General features: G+C 73.4%; 18 protein-coding genes. 6 read left to right on the top strand and 12 right to left on the bottom strand.

Annotated features, from left to right (window positions below; translation table 11 throughout):
• Positions 1–28: 28 nt before the first annotated feature.
• On the bottom strand, positions 29–1,861 hold the full coding sequence (locus ACEY2A_RS03585; RefSeq protein ID WP_374929507.1) for a diacylglycerol kinase family protein: 1,833 nt from the start codon (positions 1,859–1,861) through the stop codon (positions 29–31).
• A 101-nt stretch (positions 1,862–1,962) separates the two neighbouring features.
• Between ACEY2A_RS03585 and ACEY2A_RS03580 the strand changes: the two genes are divergently transcribed.
• A complete protein-coding gene (locus tag ACEY2A_RS03580; protein ID WP_374929506.1) occupies positions 1,963–2,187 on the top strand; it encodes a hypothetical protein in 225 nt (74 codons plus the stop codon).
• Positions 2,188–2,202: 15 nt separating this feature from the next.
• Here ACEY2A_RS03580 and ACEY2A_RS03575 read toward each other — a convergent pair whose 3' ends face one another.
• The 4 genes from ACEY2A_RS03575 to ACEY2A_RS03560 are packed head-to-tail and all read right to left on the bottom strand — an operon-like array spanning position 2,203 to position 6,109.
• Positions 2,203–2,994 (bottom strand): GNAT family N-acetyltransferase, encoded by a 792-nt coding sequence (locus ACEY2A_RS03575; protein ID WP_374929964.1) that lies wholly within the window; start codon positions 2,992–2,994, stop codon positions 2,203–2,205.
• Positions 2,995–3,019: 25 nt separating this feature from the next.
• On the bottom strand, positions 3,020–3,955 hold the full coding sequence (locus ACEY2A_RS03570; protein WP_374929505.1) for a hypothetical protein: 936 nt from the start codon (positions 3,953–3,955) through the stop codon (positions 3,020–3,022).
• 25 nt (positions 3,956–3,980) lie between these two features.
• Positions 3,981–4,535 (bottom strand): hypothetical protein, encoded by a 555-nt coding sequence (locus ACEY2A_RS03565; RefSeq protein WP_374929504.1) that lies wholly within the window; start codon positions 4,533–4,535, stop codon positions 3,981–3,983.
• Positions 4,535–6,109: a phytoene desaturase family protein gene (locus ACEY2A_RS03560; RefSeq protein ID WP_374929503.1), complete on the bottom strand. Its 1,575-nt coding sequence runs from the start codon at positions 6,107–6,109 to the stop codon at positions 4,535–4,537. Before ACEY2A_RS03560 ends, ACEY2A_RS03565 begins: the two co-directional genes overlap by 1 nt.
• Before the next feature lie 153 nt (positions 6,110–6,262).
• Here ACEY2A_RS03560 and ACEY2A_RS03555 point away from each other — a divergent pair, with 153 nt between their 5' ends.
• Together ACEY2A_RS03555 and ACEY2A_RS03550 are read left to right on the top strand one after the other, a co-directional pair.
• The gene (locus ACEY2A_RS03555; protein WP_374929502.1) at positions 6,263–6,994 is read left to right on the top strand and encodes a TetR family transcriptional regulator; all 732 of its coding nucleotides are present in this window, start codon (positions 6,263–6,265) and stop codon (positions 6,992–6,994) included.
• The gene (locus ACEY2A_RS03550; protein ID WP_374929501.1) at positions 6,991–7,920 is read left to right on the top strand and encodes a TIGR01777 family oxidoreductase; all 930 of its coding nucleotides are present in this window, start codon (positions 6,991–6,993) and stop codon (positions 7,918–7,920) included. The genes ACEY2A_RS03555 and ACEY2A_RS03550 overlap by 4 nt, the downstream gene beginning before the upstream one ends.
• A 144-nt stretch (positions 7,921–8,064) precedes the next feature.
• Here the strand turns inward: ACEY2A_RS03550 and ACEY2A_RS03545 are convergent, their stop codons facing one another.
• The 5 genes from ACEY2A_RS03545 to ACEY2A_RS03525 form a co-directional block, all read right to left on the bottom strand.
• Positions 8,065–8,931 (bottom strand): aminoglycoside phosphotransferase family protein, encoded by an 867-nt coding sequence (locus tag ACEY2A_RS03545; protein WP_374929500.1) that lies wholly within the window; start codon positions 8,929–8,931, stop codon positions 8,065–8,067.
• Positions 8,921–9,694 (bottom strand): GTP pyrophosphokinase family protein, encoded by a 774-nt coding sequence (locus ACEY2A_RS03540; RefSeq protein WP_374929499.1) that lies wholly within the window; start codon positions 9,692–9,694, stop codon positions 8,921–8,923. Before ACEY2A_RS03540 ends, ACEY2A_RS03545 begins: the two co-directional genes overlap by 11 nt.
• Positions 9,695–9,764: 70 nt before the next feature.
• The gene (locus ACEY2A_RS03535; RefSeq protein WP_374929498.1) at positions 9,765–10,850 is read right to left on the bottom strand and encodes a YihY/virulence factor BrkB family protein; all 1,086 of its coding nucleotides are present in this window, start codon (positions 10,848–10,850) and stop codon (positions 9,765–9,767) included.
• The gene (locus tag ACEY2A_RS03530; RefSeq protein ID WP_374929497.1) at positions 10,847–12,568 is read right to left on the bottom strand and encodes an ABC-F family ATP-binding cassette domain-containing protein; all 1,722 of its coding nucleotides are present in this window, start codon (positions 12,566–12,568) and stop codon (positions 10,847–10,849) included. The genes ACEY2A_RS03535 and ACEY2A_RS03530 overlap by 4 nt, the downstream gene beginning before the upstream one ends.
• A gap of 501 nt (positions 12,569–13,069) precedes the next feature.
• Positions 13,070–13,222 carry a hypothetical protein gene (locus ACEY2A_RS03525; protein WP_374929496.1) on the bottom strand — a complete coding sequence of 51 codons (153 nt, stop codon included), beginning with the start codon at positions 13,220–13,222 and terminating at the stop codon, positions 13,070–13,072.
• A gap of 563 nt (positions 13,223–13,785) precedes the next feature.
• On the opposite strand from ACEY2A_RS03525, the gene ACEY2A_RS03520 reads away from it, so the two are divergent.
• From ACEY2A_RS03520 to ACEY2A_RS03510, 3 genes are read left to right on the top strand one after another with little or no spacing between them, the layout of a single operon-like run.
• Positions 13,786–14,151: an HNH endonuclease gene (locus tag ACEY2A_RS03520; RefSeq protein ID WP_374929495.1), complete on the top strand. Its 366-nt coding sequence runs from the start codon at positions 13,786–13,788 to the stop codon at positions 14,149–14,151.
• A gap of 52 nt (positions 14,152–14,203) precedes the next feature.
• Entirely contained in the window at positions 14,204–14,653 is a 450-nt protein-coding gene (locus tag ACEY2A_RS03515; RefSeq protein ID WP_374929494.1) for an SRPBCC family protein, read from the top strand.
• Between the two features lie 9 nt (positions 14,654–14,662).
• Positions 14,663–15,934, top strand: a complete 1,272-nt coding sequence (locus ACEY2A_RS03510) for an MFS transporter (protein WP_374929493.1) — start codon at positions 14,663–14,665, stop codon at positions 15,932–15,934.
• Positions 15,935–15,949: 15 nt separating this feature from the next.
• On the opposite strand, the gene ACEY2A_RS03505 is transcribed toward ACEY2A_RS03510, so the two are convergent.
• Positions 15,950–16,417 carry a cyclase gene (locus ACEY2A_RS03505; RefSeq protein WP_374929492.1) on the bottom strand — a complete coding sequence of 156 codons (468 nt, stop codon included), beginning with the start codon at positions 16,415–16,417 and terminating at the stop codon, positions 15,950–15,952.
• Between the two features lie 34 nt (positions 16,418–16,451).
• Entirely contained in the window at positions 16,452–17,453 is a 1,002-nt protein-coding gene (locus tag ACEY2A_RS03500; RefSeq protein ID WP_374929491.1) for an SH3 domain-containing protein, read from the bottom strand.
• Positions 17,454–17,613 lie beyond the last annotated feature (160 nt).

Here is a 17,613-nt window from a genome sequence, read left to right as displayed (position 1 = left end):
GGACGGTGGCCCACCCGGCGGAGGGGGGTCACCGCGGCAGGCCGGGCACCCCCTGCTCGACGGCCTGCTCCACGCGGGCCACCCGGTCGGCGTCGATGAGGCCGAGCTCGCCGGCGATGCGGGCCGCCTGGGCGTAGTCGTCCACGGCGTACACCCCCTCCTCGCGCCAGCTGGCGCGGGTGGCCTCGTCCACGTCGGTCACGCAGTGGATGAAGGAGGCCACCAGGTGCTCGGGCCACCTCCGGCGCACCTTCAGGGCCACGTCCGCATCGGCCTGCCCGGAGTCGCCGATGAACACCTGCCGGCACTCGGGGAACAGCGCGGCATCGCGGCGGATGTTGGTGACCTTGCCGCCGGCCATCCGCCCCCGGTCCAGCAGGCCGCGCAGCGAGCCGGTCATGATCGTGTGCGCGGGCAGGTCGTGCTCGGTGAACCCGCGCCGTGTGTACCGCTCGATGAGGTCGCCCACCCCGCCGGGGCGCGCGGTCACGAAGGTCAGGTCACCCGGCAGGTGGTCGTCGCCCGCGGCGTCCGAGGCGTCGAGCGCCCGGAGGAACTCCACGATGCCCGGGTACACCGTGCCCCGGTCGTACCGGTCGTCGTGGAGGTTGCTCTTGAAGGTGTCGTCGATGTCGCACAGCACCCGCAGCTCGTCGTGGGGCACGGCCTGCTCGGCGATGTGGTCGAGCACGCGCCGCCGCTGCCCCCCATCGAGGACGTCGTAGACGAAGTGCTCCAGGTCGTGGCCGTCGCCCCCGGAGTTCAACAGGTACTTCACCTGCTGCAGCTCCTCGCCCTCCAGGGCGGTGAGGGCCAGGGTGACCTCCTCCCGCTCGCCGGCGGTGATGCCCCCCTCACGCAGGGCGTTGATGATGGCCACGATGCCGGCGGGCCCGGCGGTGGCCAGAACCTGCTCGTCCAGCGTGGGGGCGGCGCGGCCAGCGGGCCGCGGCCGGGCCACCAGCAGGGCGCCGGGGTCCACCGAGGCGGACAGCTCCCAGACCTCGCCCAGCGGGTCACCGTCCAGGTGCGCGGGGGTGGGGGAGTCGGGGACGACGGTGGTCTGTGGGGTGTCCCGCCGATCGATGCCCGGCAGGTGCTGGGCGCCGGGGAGCAGCCCGGCCAGGGCGATGGTGAACCACTCGAGCAGCGGGTCGGGGTCCACAGCCACCACGTGCAGGGTGCCGTCGTCCAGCCGTGCGCCGGAGACACCGATGCCCAACGGGATGGAGCCCGAGTTGGTGATCAGGAGACTCCACGGGCGCACCTCGCGGCCGTCCACCCGCAGCGGCCACCCCGCAGCGTCGAGGCGGCGGAGGGCCGGGCGCACGTAGGCCCGCCAGCCGTGGCGCTCCTTCTCCGCGGTCCCCACGCCACTGATGATCGCGGCGTCGTGGCCCAGCCCGGCCGTCATCAGGAAGGTGCCCCGCCCCAGCCCCTCGGCCGTGCGCCAGGTGGCCCGTCCGACGTCGATGCGGTCACCCGCCGTGGTGAGGGCGGAGGTGACGAGGTGGTCGACGGTCTTGGTGAGCAGCTCGTTGAGGCCCAGGTTGCGGGCCGCCAGGTTGGCGGTGCCGGTGGGCACGATGCCCAGCACGCACTCGGTCCCGGCGAGCACGTCGGCCACCTGCCGCACGGTGCCGTCCCCACCGATCACCAGCACCCGGTCCGCCCCCGCCTCCAGGGCCTGCCGAGCCTGCGCGGCACCGGGGGAGTCCACGGTGGTGCGGAGCACCAGGGGCGGCTCCCACCCCATCGACTCCGCGGTGCGCAGGGCGGCGACGAGCGCCGGCATGGCGTGCGCGTGGACGGGGTTGACGATGACGGCGACGACCGGGGGCTGTGTGGGGGAGCTGTTCACCCGCAGCAGCCTAGTCGGGCACCACCCCGGCCCAGGGGGATCTCATCGGGTGCCCGGGTGGGGCAGGATGGACCCGACACGAACGATGGGAAGGGAAACCCATGGCGAGCAGTGAGATCGAGTTCATCAAGAACGTGGACAAGCTCCACGCCTTCTACACCGAGAACGTGCGCATGCTGGCCCACGCGTACGAGCTCTCCGATGAGGAGGCCGCCCGGGTGCTCGCCCGGTTCGACTTCAACAACGTCTCCCGGTCGATCCTGCGCCCGCCGCGGGTGGACTCGTTCGGGGACCCCGACGCGCTGCGCCGCGAGCTGGACGACTGACCCGGCTGAACCGGTTCAGCCCCACCGGCTGGAGTAGTAGCCGTACGCCAGGGCGCCCGGGGCGAACCCGGCCGCACGGTAGAGCCGCCCGGCGTCCGACCCGGCGTCGGCCACGATGACCCACTCACCGGCGCCGGTGTCCCCGGCCCACTGGGCCGCCACCGTCAGCAGGTGGCGCGCGAGGCCGCGCCGCCGGTGGGCGGGGTGGGTGAGCACCGACTGGTAGCGCGCAAGGGGCACGGGGCCGTCCTCCAGCACGACGATCCCCATCGATGCGGCGAGCTCGCCCCGGTGCGTCCACGCCCCCACCCAGTGGGCGTGGCCGGCCTGGACCAGCCGTCGGCGGGCGGCCACCTGACCAGCGACGAACTCCGCGTACTCCTCCGGTGGGTACTCGCCGGTGGCCTCGTTCTCGGCCAGCTCCGTGGCGATGCGCTGGGCCCAGTCGGCGTCGGAGGTCAACGGGGCCACCCGGTGGCCCGGGGGCACCGGGGTCGGGCGCGGCGCCCGGTGGGCGGTGAGGCACTCGGTCACGTCGGCCCGCAGGCCCAGCGCCTCCCACGCGGCAGGGTCGGGCTCGCGGGGGAGCCCGACCGCCAGGTGGCGTGCCCCGGGAAAGATGGCCTCGAAGCGGCGCACCCACCCGGCGGCGTCGTCCACGTCGCCGCGGGTGACCTGCAGGAAGTTGCCCCAGTGGTACCCCGGGCGCCCCGGCGTGCGGACCACCAGGTGGTCACCCGCATCGGTCACCTCGGTCCCGGCGAGCAGGTCGATGGCGAGGTCCGAGCGGGTGGAGGCGGGAAGCATCTCGAGCACCCGGTGAGCCTACGGCTCAGCGACCCAGCCGGCCCAGCGCCTTCTCCACCGGGAACCAGGGCAGGTACATGACCCCGGACAGGTTGTGGCGGAAGGTGATGTTCATGACCAGGTAGATGCCCCAGTGCATGCCCCAGGCACCCACCGCCCAGAGGCGTCCGGCGCGGCGATCCAGCATCACCAGCGGCGCGAACAGCTCCAGCAGCAACGAGCCGGTGGCCAGCGTGGTCCAGATCCGCGTGTACGGGTACAGCCGCAGCCCCAGACCACCGGCCGAGGAGCCCAGGAGCTCCTTGCGCAGACCGTCCGCGGCCACCTGCCGGCGCATGCCCTCACCACGCACCCACGACCAGCCGGCCGCGCTGCGGACCTTCGCCACTCCCGCGAGCCAGTAGGTGACCAGGGTCAGTGCCTGCATGCCCCGGTGCGGGGCGGCGTAGCGCCAGTTGCCGGCCGGACCGCCGACCGCTCGGGCGCCCGGCGCCAGGGCGTCGGCGCTGCGGGTGAGGCCCAGGACGGCGGTGTGCAACACCAGGTTGTTGTCGTTGTGGAAGATCATCGACCAGGAGTTGCGGTACGAGAGCGTCCACAGCAGCAGCCATGCGTGCAGGGGGCCCACCACGCGGTGGCGCAGGCCCAGGGTGAAGGCCACGTCGCTGGCCACCGTTGCCCACACCAACGCGTCGGCCACGCGCGGGGGCAGCGGACGCCGCAGGATGCGACAGGGGCCCACCGGCGCGAACAGCGAGGGATCGGTGCGGTGCACCTTGGCGAACATCTTGATGCGGGGGCGCAGGTACCAGGCGGTGTAGGCACCCGTGGCGATGCGCAGCACCGCCGGGCGGGTGGCCGGGGTGGCCGGCAGGATCCGCTGGTCGAGCTGGCCGGCCAGGCGCCGCACGGCGCGCAGCGCCCGCTGGAGGGGGGAGGTGTGTGTGAGGGAGGTCTGCATGGCTGCTTCCTGGAGGGGTGCGTGATCAGACGGCGGGCTTGGTGGTCGACTCGTGCTCGGCGGCGGGCTCGACCGCGGCCACGACCTGGGCCACGGACTCGTCGGGATCGCGGGGGACCACGGCCTCGGCCCGGACGGTGCGCTCGCGGGGGGTGCGGTCCCCGCCGAAGAAGGTGTCGTAGCGGTGACGGCTGGTGACCACCTGCACCCGCTGCACGAGGCGCTCGGTGCGGCCACCACTCAGGGCCACGGAGTCCGCCACGGTGCGGGCCACCGCATCGGCCTGCCCCTGCTTGACGCGGCGGGTGATCTGGCGGCGGATCTGGTTGAGACCACCGGACCCGGCGTGGCGGAAGTGCAGGACGTGCTCGGTGCCCTCGGCGTCGATGCCCACCAGGTGGTGCACGGTGCCGGTGGCGCCCCGCTTGGCGGAGAACATCGGGTAGTAGGAGAGCGGGAAGTCGTCGGTGCGCTCGGCGCGGGGGCGCCAGTTCTGCACCACGGGGGAGGCCACCAGGGCCACCAGGGCGGTGCCGGCCAGGTAGGTGGCCCGCTTGGCGCGTGCCTCGGGTGTGGTCATCATCGACTCCTCGGGTGGGGGATGGGGACGGGCGTGGTCATCGGGGATGGCGTGAGGGGCTCCGGGGTGAGGCCCAGGTCCCGCAGCGCGGCGGCGGCGGCGTGCGCACCGGCCATGCCGTGCACACCCCCGCCGGGTGGCGCGGAGGCCGAGCAGAGGTAGAGGCCCGGGCCGAGGTCGTAGGGCGAGAGGGTGGGCCGTGGACGCAACACCAGCTGGGTACCGGCCATGGACCCGCCCACCACGTCGCCCCCCACGAGATTGGCGTTGCGCGCCTGCAGGTCCGCCGGGGAGCTGTTCACCCGGGCGACCACCCGGTCGCGGAAGCCGGGCGCGAAGCGCTCGATCTGCGCGTCGATGAGGGGGCCGGCGGCCTGGCGGGTGCCCGGCGCCAGGTGGGCGTACGCGTAGAGCACCGTCTTCCCCTGTGGTGCGCGCCCCGCATCGAAGAGGCTCTGCTGGGCCACCAGCACGAAGGGGCGCTCGGGGTCCTGCCCACGGTGGGTGGCGCCCTCTGCGGTGGCGAGCTCCTCCATCGTGCCGCCCACGTGCACGGTGCCGGCGCCGGCGACCCGCGGGTCGGCCCAGGGCACGGGCCCGTCCAGCAGGTAGTCCACCTTGTACAGACCCGGGCCGTGGCGCCAGGCCTGCAGCCCGGTGCGGACCGTGTCGCCCAGGCGGTCACCGGCCAGGGCGACGGCCGCGGCGGGGGTCGTGTCCAGCATCGTGACGTCGGGCGCCCGGCCGTGGGCGTCGGCGAGCTGGCGCAGGTCGGTGACGGGGCACCCCGTGACCACCCGCCCACCGTGGGCGGCCAGCTCGGCCACCAGCGCGTCGGCGATGGCCTGCGAGCCCCCGCGGGCCACCGGCCACCCCACGGCGTGGCCCGCTGCACCGAAGAGCACGCCGAACACGCTGGTCAACGGGTGGTGCAGCGGCATCACCGAGTGGGCGGCCAGACCGGCGAACAGGGCCCGGGTGGCGTCCTCCCGGAAGGCGGCGCGGGACAGCAGGGTGGCCGGGGACAGACCGCGCAGGCCGAAGCGGGCCAGGGCGACCGGGTGGCGGGGTACGCGCAGCATCGGGCCCAGCACCGCCGGGACGATCCGGTCGAAGTCGGCCACCGCGGGGCCGATGAGGCGGCGCCAGGCCGCGCCGTCGGGCCCCAGGCCCTCGGCGGTCTGCTGCAGGTCCCGGTGCAACAGGGCGGCCGGTCGGTCCTCCAGGGGGTGCGCCAGGGGGAGGTCGGGGTGCACCCACTCCAACCCGTGCCTCTCGAGCCCGAGGGACCGGAAGAACGGGCTCGCCACCCCGAAGGGGTGCACCCCGGCGCCGAGGTCCACCACGGTCCCGGGCCCCAGTGCAGGGGCCGACCGCAGCGCCCCACCGGGGGAGCTGGCGGCCTCGTGGACCGTGACCTCCAGGCCTGCCTGGGCCAGCGCCACGGCGGCGGCCAGCCCGTTCGGACACGAGCCCACCACCGCGGCGGTGCGACCAGCGCCCCGCACCGGGGTCCGGCGGGGGAGGGGGACTCCCGTCGGACGGTGGTGCGGGAGGGGGTGGCGCTGCGTCATGGCTCTCCTCGGTCCGTCCTCGCGGGAGGGGTCCTGCGAGGTGGTCGTCAGGCTAGGGAGACGGTGTGATGGCTCGGTGAGGCGTTCATGAGGGCTTGCTCATGGAGCCCGGCGTGGTGTTGAACATGTTCAAATCAGCGCTACGATGGCGGCATGGCCAAGAAGTCAGAACGGACCCGGCAGCTGGTGCTCGACACGGCCCTGCGCCTCTTCCGCGAGGAGGGGTACGCCGCCACCACCATGCGCCGCGTCGCCACCGAGGCGGGGCTCTCACCCTCGAACGCCTACTACTACTTCGCCGGCAAGGACGAGCTGGTGCAGGAGCTGTACCGGCAGCTGCAGGTGGAGCACCGGGAGGTGGCCGCGCCCGGCATCCGCGAGGGGGCCCGCCTGGAGACCAACCTGGCGCACGTGCTGCACCGGGGGCTCGACACCAACGCTCCGTACCACGGGTTCGGCTCCACCATGCTCTCCGCGGCGCTGACCCCCGGCTCACCGGTGAACCCCTTCGGGCCCGACCAGGTCGAGGCGCGTGAGGCCGCCATCGGGCTCATGGCCGATGTGGTGCGGGCGTCCTCCGGTGTGCCCGGAGGCTCCGTCGGCGAGCGCCTTCCCTACCTGCTGTGGCTGGTGTACATGGGCGTGACGCTCTTCTGGGTGCTGGACAGCTCGCCCGAGCAGCAGCGCACGCGGACGCTGGTCGATGGGGCGGCGCCCCTGCTCTCGCGAGTGCTGCGGCTCAGCCGGCTCCCCGTGGGGCGAGGCCTGACCGAGGACGCGCTGGGGTTGATGGACCGGCTCGCGGGCGGGGCTGCGGGCTCGGCGGGTTCGGCGGGCTCGGCGGGTTCGGCGGGTTCCCGTGGTTCCCGAGGGGAGCACGCATGAGCACTCTGCGGACCGTGGTCCTGGCCGGCGCATCGGGCTTCATGGGACGCCACCTGGCCCAGGCCTTCGCGGGCGATGGGGTGACCGTGCGCACCATCGGCCGGTCCGGGGCGGATGCGACCTGGCAGGACGACCTCACCGGTCTGCTCGAGGGCGCCGATGCGGTGGTGAACCTGGCCGGGCGGTCGGTGAGCTGCCGGTACACCAAGGCCACCATCGACGAGATCTTCTCCTCGCGCACGCAGACCACTGCGGCGCTGGGGCGGGCCATCGCCCGCTGCGACGCCCCGCCGCCGGTGTGGGTGAACGCCTCCACCGGCACCATCTACCGCGACGCACGCGACCGCCCGCAGGACGAGGTCACCGGGGAGCTCGGCACCGGGTTCTCCGTGGAGGTCGCACGGGCCTGGGAGCGCGAGCTGTTCACGGCGGACGCCCCCGGGGTGCGGCGGGTAGCGCTGCGGACCTCCATCGTGCTCGGCAACGGTGGGGCGCTGAACGCCATCGTGAACCTGGCCCGGCTGGGCGCGGGAGGCCACCAGGGAGACGGTGGCCAGGTGTTCAGCTGGATCCACCTGCACGACGTGTACCGCGCCGTGCGGCACGTGCTGGCCGAGGACCGCATCGCCGGGCCGGTGAACCTGGCGACGCCGCACCCGGTCACGAACGCCGAGCTGATGCGCACCCTGCGCGCGCACGTCGGAGGGCTGGGGGAGCGGGTAGGTGTGCCCACACCGGCGTGGATGCTGGGACTCGGTGGGCGCGTGATCCGCACCGAGCCGGAGCTCGTCCTCAAGAGCCGCTGGGTGCACCCCGAGGTGCTGCTGGACAGCGGGTTCACCTGGGAGTTCGGTGAGCTCGATGCGGCGCTCGCGGACATCGCGCGCACCACACCGCGGGGACTGTTGCCGGTGCAGCTCGGCTGAGCTGGGCTACCTGGTCACTTCACCACTTCTTGTTCGGCGGCCGGGTCACTTCACCACTACGTCGACAAGGAGTGCCGGAAGGCCCGCTGAGCGGGCTGTTCACCACTGCTTGTCCAGCGGCCGGGTCACTTCACCACTTCGTGGTCAGCCGAGCAGCCGGCGCAGGATGGCGAGCCCTGCGTCCTCGAACGCGCGGTCTCCCACCTGGTGCGCCCAGACGGCCTGCCCGATGGCGCCGCGCACCTGCACCCGGCTCCACCAGCCAGCATCGGGCGCACCCTCAACCCGCGGGTCGCTGCCGTACCCCTCCAGGAAAGCGGCCTCCAGCGCGGGGTCGCGGGCGAAGTCCTGGTGCTCCAGCCGCCCGAGGTCCAGGGCCGCTGGCTTGAGCGTCGCCTTGCCGAAGTCGATGAAGGACACCTGCCCCTGGTGCACCAGCCAGTTGCGGGGCTGGGCGTCGTCGTGCACCGGCACCACCCTCACCGCCGGTGCGGGCCAGCCCGCCACCAGGTGCCACAGGCGCCCGGCCAGGGGCTCCTCGGTGCGGTGCGGCCGGCTCAACCAGTCCAGGGACTTGGCGTTCTCGCGGGCCTCGAAGGAGTGGTCCACCTCCACGTGCTGACCGTGGAGCACCGCGAGCAGCTCACCGGCCTGGCGGTAGGTGTCGGGCTGGTCCTGGGCATCGTGCCCCTGGACGAGCTCGCCCGGCAGCCGGCGGGTCACCACCATCCGCTGGGCGCGGTCGGCGTGCAGCATCTGCGGCGCCCGACCCCGCTCCACCAGCGGCGCCAACCACCGCTCGTGCGCGGTGATCTCACGCTCCATGTGGTGATCGCCCTCGAACCCCGCCTTGACGATGAGGTCGGCGTCCCCTGCCCGCACCCACAGCACGGCTCGCTGGCCCAGCTCCGTCCACGACTGGTCGGCCACCAGCTGTGCGCCGGGCAGCCAGGCGTCGAGCCGGGCCTGCTGGGCGGCGCTCAGCCCGGGGTGGAGGCGCTCAGGCGGCATCGCCGGGCGCTGCCGGCTCGGACACGACATCGGCCGCGGGGGAGACCGCCACCGCTCGAGGCCGTGACTCCTTGGCCCGCACGGTCTGCCGCAGGCCGGACATCTGCCGGTCGAGCTCCCACGCGGTGACGGCGGACTCCCGGAGGGTCTCGCCCACGTCATCGGGCACCTCGTCGTGGTACTTGTACCGGATCTGGTGCTCCACGCTGGCCCAGAAGTCCATGGCGATGGTGCGGATCTGGATCTCCACCGGCACCTCCAGGGTCTCCTCGGCCAGGAACACCGGCACGGTCACGATCAGGTGCAGCGATCGGTATCCGTTGGGCTTCGGGTGCGAGATGTAGTCCTTCGTCTCCAGCACTGTCAGGTCGGGCTGCCCCATGAGCATCTCGGCCAGACGGAAGGTGTCCTCGATGTAGGGGCAGGTCACCCGCACGCCGGCGATGTCGCGGATCTCGCGGGCCACCACGTCCAGGTCCGGCCCGCAGCCCAGTCGGTTCATCTTGTGCAGGATCGAGTCGAACGACTTCACCCGGTGCTTCACGTGCTCGATGGGGCCGCGCGTCCCCCGCGCCTCGGCCTCCTCGGCCAGGATGTCGATCTTGGTGAGCACCTCGTCCAGGGCGAACTTGTAGCGCAGCCGGAACTCCGAGAGCCGGGCACCGATGGCGCGGGCCACCTCATCGGGATCGCGTTCCTCCACGTCGTCCCCCGCGAGGGCCATCACGAGGTCGATCGAGGTCATGGGCACGTCATTGGCCATGGAGGCACCGTAGGGCCGGTGGCTGGGAATCCGATGAAGGTCCCCGGGCCCCGCGTGCCGGGCGTCCGGGTCAGTCGGCGGGGCGCTCCGGTCCGGCCCCGGGCGTGGCGTCCTGCTCCCCGATGATGGCCCCGGTCACCCGGTGGTGCGGCCACAGCAGTGTGTGCGGCGCGGCGCGGGTGACGTAATTGGGGATCTCCCGGGCGTGGACGTCCTCCGCCTCGGCGAACTGCGGCGCCGGCGGGTCGGCCGTCCACGCCGCGGTGAACAGCACCCACCGCACTGCCAGGTTGATCCACACGATGAGCGTGACCAGGCTCGCGAAGGACACCACCAGCGGGTTGTCCCAGGTGCCGATGAGGCTGGTTCCCGCCACCCGCAGCACGCCCCACCCGGCCGCACCCAGCACCGCACCGCGCCACCGCTGCGCCCAGGGGGTGCGCACCTTGGCGGCCACCCGGAAGAGCAGGGCGATGGTCACCGCATCGACGACGAACGCCGCGCCCAGCGCGGCGAGACGGAGCGTGAGGTCGGTCCCCGCATCGATGTGGGCGCGGTCCAGCACGAAACGCGCGGCCGAGGTGGCGGCGCTGGAGAGCATGGCGGTGACCACCACCGACGTGCTCAGCAGCAGGATGCCCACCAGGTCCCACAGCTTGGCCCGCACCGGGTGCAGCGGGGCGGCCGCGAGGCCGAACATGGCGCGGATGGAGATGCGCAGGTAGGTCATCGCGTTCGTGGCGGTCCACAGCAGCACCGGCACGGTCACCAGGGTGGCCAGCGTCAGCCCGCCGTCGATCACCAGGTCCGATGCGGTGAGCACGCCCCCTCCGGCGCCGTCACCCAGGAGCCCGGGAAAGGTGCCGTTCACCGCATCGACCACGCGCTCGAAGAGCTCGGGGCGGCGCCCCAGGACCATCCGGAAGGCGGTGACGGCCAGGGTGAGCGCGGCCACCAGGGAGATCAGGGCCGAGAGCGTCACGCCACCGGCGTAGACGTTGCCGTGGGCCAACAGGTACCGCCGCGCGGCGCGCACCAGCCGGGTGCGGGCCAGGCCGCCCAGCAGTCGCCCCCACCCGCTGGGTGACCCGCTGCCTGCGTCGACGCGTTCCCGCTGCGGCGAGTCTTCGTGGTCGGCGGCGGAGGAGGGCGTCACCCGGCCAAGTCAAGCACCTCGCCGGCCCACCGCCCGCGCAGCCACCGGTCGTGGCTGGCCACCACCACGGCTCCGGGATAGCCGGTCAGGGCCTCCTCCAGCTCGGTGACCAGGCGCAGGGAGAAGTGGTTGGTGGGCTCGTCCAGGAGCAGCACGTCGGGCGGGGCGGCCAGCACGACGGCGAGCTCCAGCCGGCGGCGTTGGCCCACGCTCAGGGAGGCCAACGGGCGGTCGAGCTCGCGCCCGGCGAGCAGGCCCAGGGTGGCCAGCGGCACCTCATCGGCGGTGCGTCGGCCCACGGCGCGCTCGTAGGCGGTGCGGGGCGTGTCCCCGTCGGCCCGCGGCGTGGGGGACTGGGTGAGCAGGGCGATGCGGGCGCCGCCCGGGGTGCTGACGGAGCCGGTGGTCGGGTCCAGGTCACCGGCGAGAACGTGCAGGAGGGTGGACTTGCCGGAGCCGTTCGGGCCCGTGACCAGCAGCCGGTCGGTGGCACCCAGGGCGAGGCTGGTGGGGGCCAGGCGGCAGGGGACGGCCACCTGCTGTGCGGTGAGCACCGGACCGGAGCGGGAGACCCGGCGCTCGATGCCCTCCAGGGCGCGGAAGCGCAGCTCCGGCGGCGGCTTGCGGACCTGGTTCTCCTCGAGGCGCTCCAGTGCGGTGGCGGCGTCGTTGAGGCGGCGGGCGACGACCTTGGCGTTGCGGTCGGCGTAGAACTTCTTGGCGCCGCGGCCCTCGGTGCGTGGGCCGCGCTCGGGGCGGCCGACTGTGTGGTCGTCGGCGTGCCGCTGCTGGAGCCGGCGGCGTTCCTTCTGCTCGGTCCTGAACTGCTCCTCCCACCGCGTGCGGGCGGCCCGCTGCTCGATGAGGTGGTCGCTCCAGCGGCCGGTGAACCGGGCGACACCGAAGCCGGAGCCCGGGGAGTCGTGGTCGGCGGCGACCTGGGCGTGGGGGAGGGGCACCGGGTCGAGGTCGAACAGGACGGTCGCCACCTCATCCACGAACGCGCGGTCGTGGCTGGCCAGGAGCACTGGCCCGCGCCACTGGCCCAGCAGACCCGCGAGCAGCTCCCAGCCGCGGTCGTCGAGGTGGTTGGTGGGCTCGTCGAGCAGCAGGGTGTCCGGAGCCCGCAGCAGGAACCAGGCCAGCGAGAGGCGCGCGAGCTGGCCGCCGGAGAGGTCGCTGGCGGGGCGGGAACGGTCCAGGGCCGCGATGCCGAGCCCGTCGACGACCCGGTCGATGCGGTGGTCGAGCTCCCAGGCGCCGGCCCGGTCGGCCGCGGCGATGGCACGTGCGAGGTGGGCCTCGGCGTCGGAGGGCGAGCCGGCGTCTGCGTCGGCGCCCTGGGCGGCCACGGCCTCCCCGGCGCGCTCCACGGCGGTGACGAGCGCGCGGACGGGCGTCACCGCATCGGAGAGGACCTGGGCGACCGTCATCGAGCGGCCGAACGGGGGTTCCTGGTGGTGCAGGCCCACGGTGCCGGTGGTGTGGACGGTGCCGGTGTCGGGTGCGTCGAGTCCGGCGGCGATGCGCAGGAGGGTGGACTTGCCGGCCCCGTTCTCGCCGATGAGGGCGGCCACCGTGCCCGCGGGGACGGTGAGCGAGACGTCGGTGAGGACGCGGCGGTCGGGGAAGGTGCGGGAGATGCCGTCGAGGCGCAGGTGGTCGCTGGACGGGGTGGCGGTGTGCGGGGAATCGGGGTTGTGCAGGGGTGAGGTCATGGGTCTCCGGGAGCAGGCTCGGACCCCGCGGGGCACGTGCCGCGGCGCGGGGTGGGCGGGGGCTCAGGAGTCCATGGGGCGAGCGTAGGTGTGGGGCGCGTGGGGGACAAGGGGTTTTCGGCGGTGGCTGTGGGGTCGGTCGGGGCGGGGTGAGGTGGTCGGTGGGGTCGTCCACAGGGGCGCGCTTCAGTACGCGTGTTGTGGTACATTTGTCGCAACATCGCGGGGACGCCTCGGACCTGTCGAGGGTGCGGTGTCATGGGAGGAGGGCCCATGGAAGTGGATGACCTGCAGGCGGAACTGCGGGCGATGGAGCAGCGCCTGGACCGTGGCGGGGGAGGGACGGCCGCAGAGTTGGTCGACCTCGTCCGAGGGCTGGAGGAGCTCCGGAACACCGTGGCTGCGGTGCAGATGATTGCCATCGTGCGGCTGGTCGAGCAGCAGACCCTGGAGGACCTGGAGGCCGGCGTGCCCGAGGAGCAGGCCGGCACCTGTACTGCGTCACAGGTGGCGTTGGCCCGGCGGCAGCCCCCACGGCGGGGAGTGCGTGACGTGCACCTGGCGCAGCGGCTGGCGGACGAGCTGCCGGCCTGTCGGCAGGCCCTGCTGGAGGGGCGGGCCAGTGAGTACCAGGCCGAGCTGGTGGACCGGCACAGCCGCTTCCTGGGGCCGGAGGACCGGGCCCGCGTGGACGAGCTGATGGCGCCCGAGCTGGAGCACCTCTCGGCACGGCAGGTCGCGGCGCGGGTGAAGACGCACGCCTACCGGATCGACCCTGTGGGCTACACCCGGAACGCTGCGCTGGCCCACGAGGACCGGCGGGTGGGCATGCGCCCCACGCCGGACACGATGGCTCTGGTGACCGCCTACCTGCCCGCCCCGCAGGCCGTGGCCGTGTGGGGTGCGCTGGACCGGGCGGCCAGGGCTGCTCGCGCCGCCGGTGACGAGCGGAGCCTGGACCAGGTGCGTGCCGACGTGCTGGTGGAGCGGGTGACGGGACAGGCCAGGGCCGATGCGGTGCCCCTGGAGGTGCAGCTGGTGACCCCCGCGGGCACGGCCTTCGGCAACGCGGAGGTGCTGCAGGCGCTGACCAGTGCGGACGAGCCGGCGACCCTCAGCGGGTACGGGCCGATTCCGGCGCCGATGGCTCGCGACCTGATCCGGGTGCCGAGAAGGCTCGGCTGCGGACGCTGCTGGCCGACCCGGTCACCGGGATCGTGGTCGGCAGGGCCAGCCGGAGCCGGGTGTTCTCGCAGGGCGACCGGGACCTGTTCATCGCGCGGGACCGGACCTGCCGGACGCCGTACTGCGACGCGCCCATCCGGGAGGCGGACCACGTGGAGCCCTGGGCCCGCGGGGGACCGACCAGCACCGGCAACGGTCAGGGGCTGTGCACCCAGTGCAACCAGACCAGGAACCATCCGCGCTGGCAGGCGGAACCCGTCGCGGAGGGTGGCACGGAACCGACCGGCAGGACCCGCATCCTGGCCGCGGCCAGGGAGCACGCCAGCCAGGCCGCGGTCGTGACCACCACACCCACGGGACACCGGTACACGAGCCCGACGCCGAGGATGGGGGAGTGACAGCCCCGCCCGGCGAGGCCACCATGGGCCCATGACCACAGAGCGTGAAGTCATGTCCGCCACCCGTCGCATGCCGGTGCCCCCGGCTGCCGTGTGGGCCGTCCTGAGCGATCCCGCACGCCACCAGGAGACGGAGCCCGGCGACTGGGTGCGTGACGCCATCGACCCCGCACCGCTCACGGAGGTGGGGCAGGTGTTCGGCATGAACATGGGATTCCCGCAGAACGGGGAGCCGTACGTCATGCACAACCGGGTGATCGCGCTGGAGCCCGAGCGGGTCATCGCCTGGGCGCCGGGACAGCTGAGGGACGGCGAGCTGCCCGAGGACATCTGGTGGACCTGGCACTACGAGCTCGCGCCCGTGGACGGCGGCACCGACGTCACCCTCACCTACGACTGGACCGACGCCCCCGCCTGGTTCCGCGCAGAAGTGCCCCTGCCGGCCTTCGGCGTGGACTTCCTGGAGGAGTCGCTGGCATCGCTCGAGAAGGCCGCCTCCTAGTCTGACCCCATGACCTCCCCACCGAGCAGAACGCGTCGTCTGCCGGTGGGTCCGGTCGTGGCCCTGGTGGCCGTCGCGACCGTGGCCCTGATGCTGCGCCCGGCCGCCACCTCGCTGGGCCCGCTGCTGCCCGAGATGTCCGAGGACCTCGGCGGCGGAGGCATCGGCGCAGGTGTCCTCACCGCGCTGCCGCCCTTCATCTTCGGCGTGCTCGGCCTGGCTGCGGTCCCCATCGGCCGCCGGCTCGGGCTGGGCGGTGCGATCGTCGCCTCCCTCGCCCTGTCGTTCATCGGCCTGGCGCTGCGACCCCTCGTGGGGACGATGACGATCTTCCTCGCCCTCAGCGTGGTCGCCCTCATGGGTGGTGCCCTGGGCAACGTCCTGGTCCCGGCGTGGATCAAGCGGCACAGCTCCGGCACCCAGCTGCGTCGCCTGATGGCGGTCTACGTCGCCGTGCTGTCCATCGGCGGCTCCGCCGGGGCGATGCTGGCCGTGCCCCTCACACAGCTGCCCGGCGCCGGGTCGCTCCCCGCCATCGGACACGGGGCCGACCCGTCCGGTGGCCTCTGGCGCGGCTCGATCCTCACCTGGGCCCTGATCGCCCTGGTGCCGCTGGTGATCTGGGCCGTGGTGGCCCGCCGCACCGGCCACGACTTCCCCCGCGGCGCCGTCTCCACCGACGCCAAGCACGTGACCATCTGGCGCTCGCCGACCGCGGTGGCCCTGACGGCCATGTTCGCCCTGCAGTCCACCAACGCCTACACGCAGTTCGGGTGGCTGCCCCGGATCTACACCGAGGGGGGCGTCACCCCTGGGATGGCCGGGTTCTACACGGCCCTCATCGCCGCAGCCGGGGTGATCGGCGGCTGGGTGATGCCCACCATCATCGAGCGGGCACCCTCCCTGCCTGCGCTCGCACTGGCCTGTGGTGCCCTGACCGCCGTGGGCTACCTGGGGCTGCTGGTGGCCCCGAGCTCCCTGGCCCTCCTGTGGGCGGCCATCCTGGGCGTGGGTGGCTTCGCCTTCCCGATGGTGATCGCGCTCCTGCCGGCGCGGACGCGCGACCCCTTGGTGACGGCGCGGCTGTCGGGGATCGTCCAGCCCGTCGGCTACATCTTCGCGGCCGTCGGCCCGTTGCTGGTGGGCTCGATCGTGGCCGCCACGGGCAGCGTGTCCGCGGTCCTGTGGATCATGGCCGGCTCCGGGGTGCTCCTCGGGCTCGTCGGCTGGCGGGCCGCGCGGCAGACGTGGGTGGACGACGAGCTGGCCGCCGCAGGCTGAGGGAGTGCTGGCGGCTCAGCCCGCCCGATGCGCCGCCCGCCGGTCGAGCTCGGCCACCAGAACGGCATTGCGCTGGGCCACGATGCGGCGCAGGTGCGGCACCAGCAGCCCTCGCTCCACCAGCCGACCGCCCACCGGGGAGGCCAGCGTGATGCGGTCCACCATGCGCGTGCCGCCGTTCGCGGCTTCATACAGATGCTCGTGACGGAACATCCGGAACGGGCCGGAGACCTGCTCGTCCACGAACCGGTGCGGCCGGTCGAAAACGGTCACGCGCACCGTCATCCGGAAGTACACCCCGAGGTGCCGCCCACGCCAGGTGACCGTGTCACCCGGGCCGAGCCGCCCCTGGGTGACCCCGCCCACTGCCTGCTCGCGCGATCCCCGCATCGAGTCGACGTGGGTGCCGACGTCCAACGACAGGTCGAACAGGTCCTGCGGACGGTGGCGGGAGGCGGTCACCAGCTCGAGGGTGCTCGGCATGGGGTCAGTCTGCCCCTGGCGCCGGCGGTCCGCCTCAGCCGGCGTACTCGAAGTGCCAGTACTCGGGGTTCTTGCCCCACGGCTTGGCCCAGGACGGGTGCACCCAGCCGTATCGCGGACCGTTGGCCAGCAGCCAAGTGTGGCGGGCGGTGCCGAAACCGAACCTGCGCGCGTCCTCGGGTACGTCGCAGGCCGGGCGGTTGACCGACCCGTGGTTCGAGTAGCCCGGCACGGCGGCCTTGCTCCCGAAGGCCCTTCGGTAGGCCACCTGGGTGTCGTAGGTGCGATAGCACTCGTCCCAAGGCAGGTCCTCGTTGAAGCGGGCCTTGTAGGCGCGGTTCAGGCCCTTGAGGGGACTCACCGCATCGCAGGCCAACAACACGTGCGGGGCGACGTCGCTGCCCTGCACGGCACACAGGGTGGACGGGTGGTGACGTCCGTTGGAGCCCGTGTGCGAGCTCGCGGCGGTGGTGAGGTCCGACAGCGGCACGTACCGGTTGGGGGCCATCTTCAGCCAGTTCCCCTCGATGGTGCCCTTCACCATGCCGCCGCGCGGCAGGTAGTGCGCCTCGTGGGCCGAGGACGCGACACGCCGGGAGTAAACGTCCACGAACAGGTCACCGGTGCGCTGCTTGACGTGGCGCACCACGGTGCCGGTGGGGGTCGGGGCGGTGCTCGTGGCCTGCAGGTAGCGGCCCGAGGCGTAGGCGGTGCGGCCGTTGTGGGTGAAGCGCACCCACCCGTTGGACTGCTTGGTGCCCTTCACGACCGTGCCCTTCCTCAGGGCGCCGAGCGAGGAGTAGGAGGTCGTGGGACCCGTGCGCACGGTGAGCCAGGCTGCCGTCACGCGGTAGCTGCGGGTGGCCCGGGTGGACGCGTCCGAGGTGACGTCACCCGCATCGGGCGCGGCCTCGGCGCCGGCGGAGAGGACCGGCGCGGAGGGGGCGAGGTCACCGGCGGGCTGGGCCTGGGCGACAGCGGTGGCGGACAGTCCGAGGACGCCCGCCAGGACGAGGGGGAGGGAAGGGTGCTTCACGGGTGCTCCTGGGCAGCAGGGGTCACCGTCGCGACAGGCGGAGGGACATGCCGCCCGGCGTGAGGGGTCCACGACCCCGGGGACTCGGGGTCGTTCTGGGGATTCGACCACGGCCGGGGGGCCCGGTCCAGAGGCGGTGCGTGACATGACAGCAGATCGA

It is taken from the genome of Kytococcus sedentarius (assembly GCF_041937525.1).
Lineage (GTDB): Bacteria > Actinomycetota > Actinomycetes > Actinomycetales > Dermatophilaceae > Kytococcus > Kytococcus sedentarius_A.
This window is presented reverse-complemented; position numbering and strand designations above follow the sequence as displayed.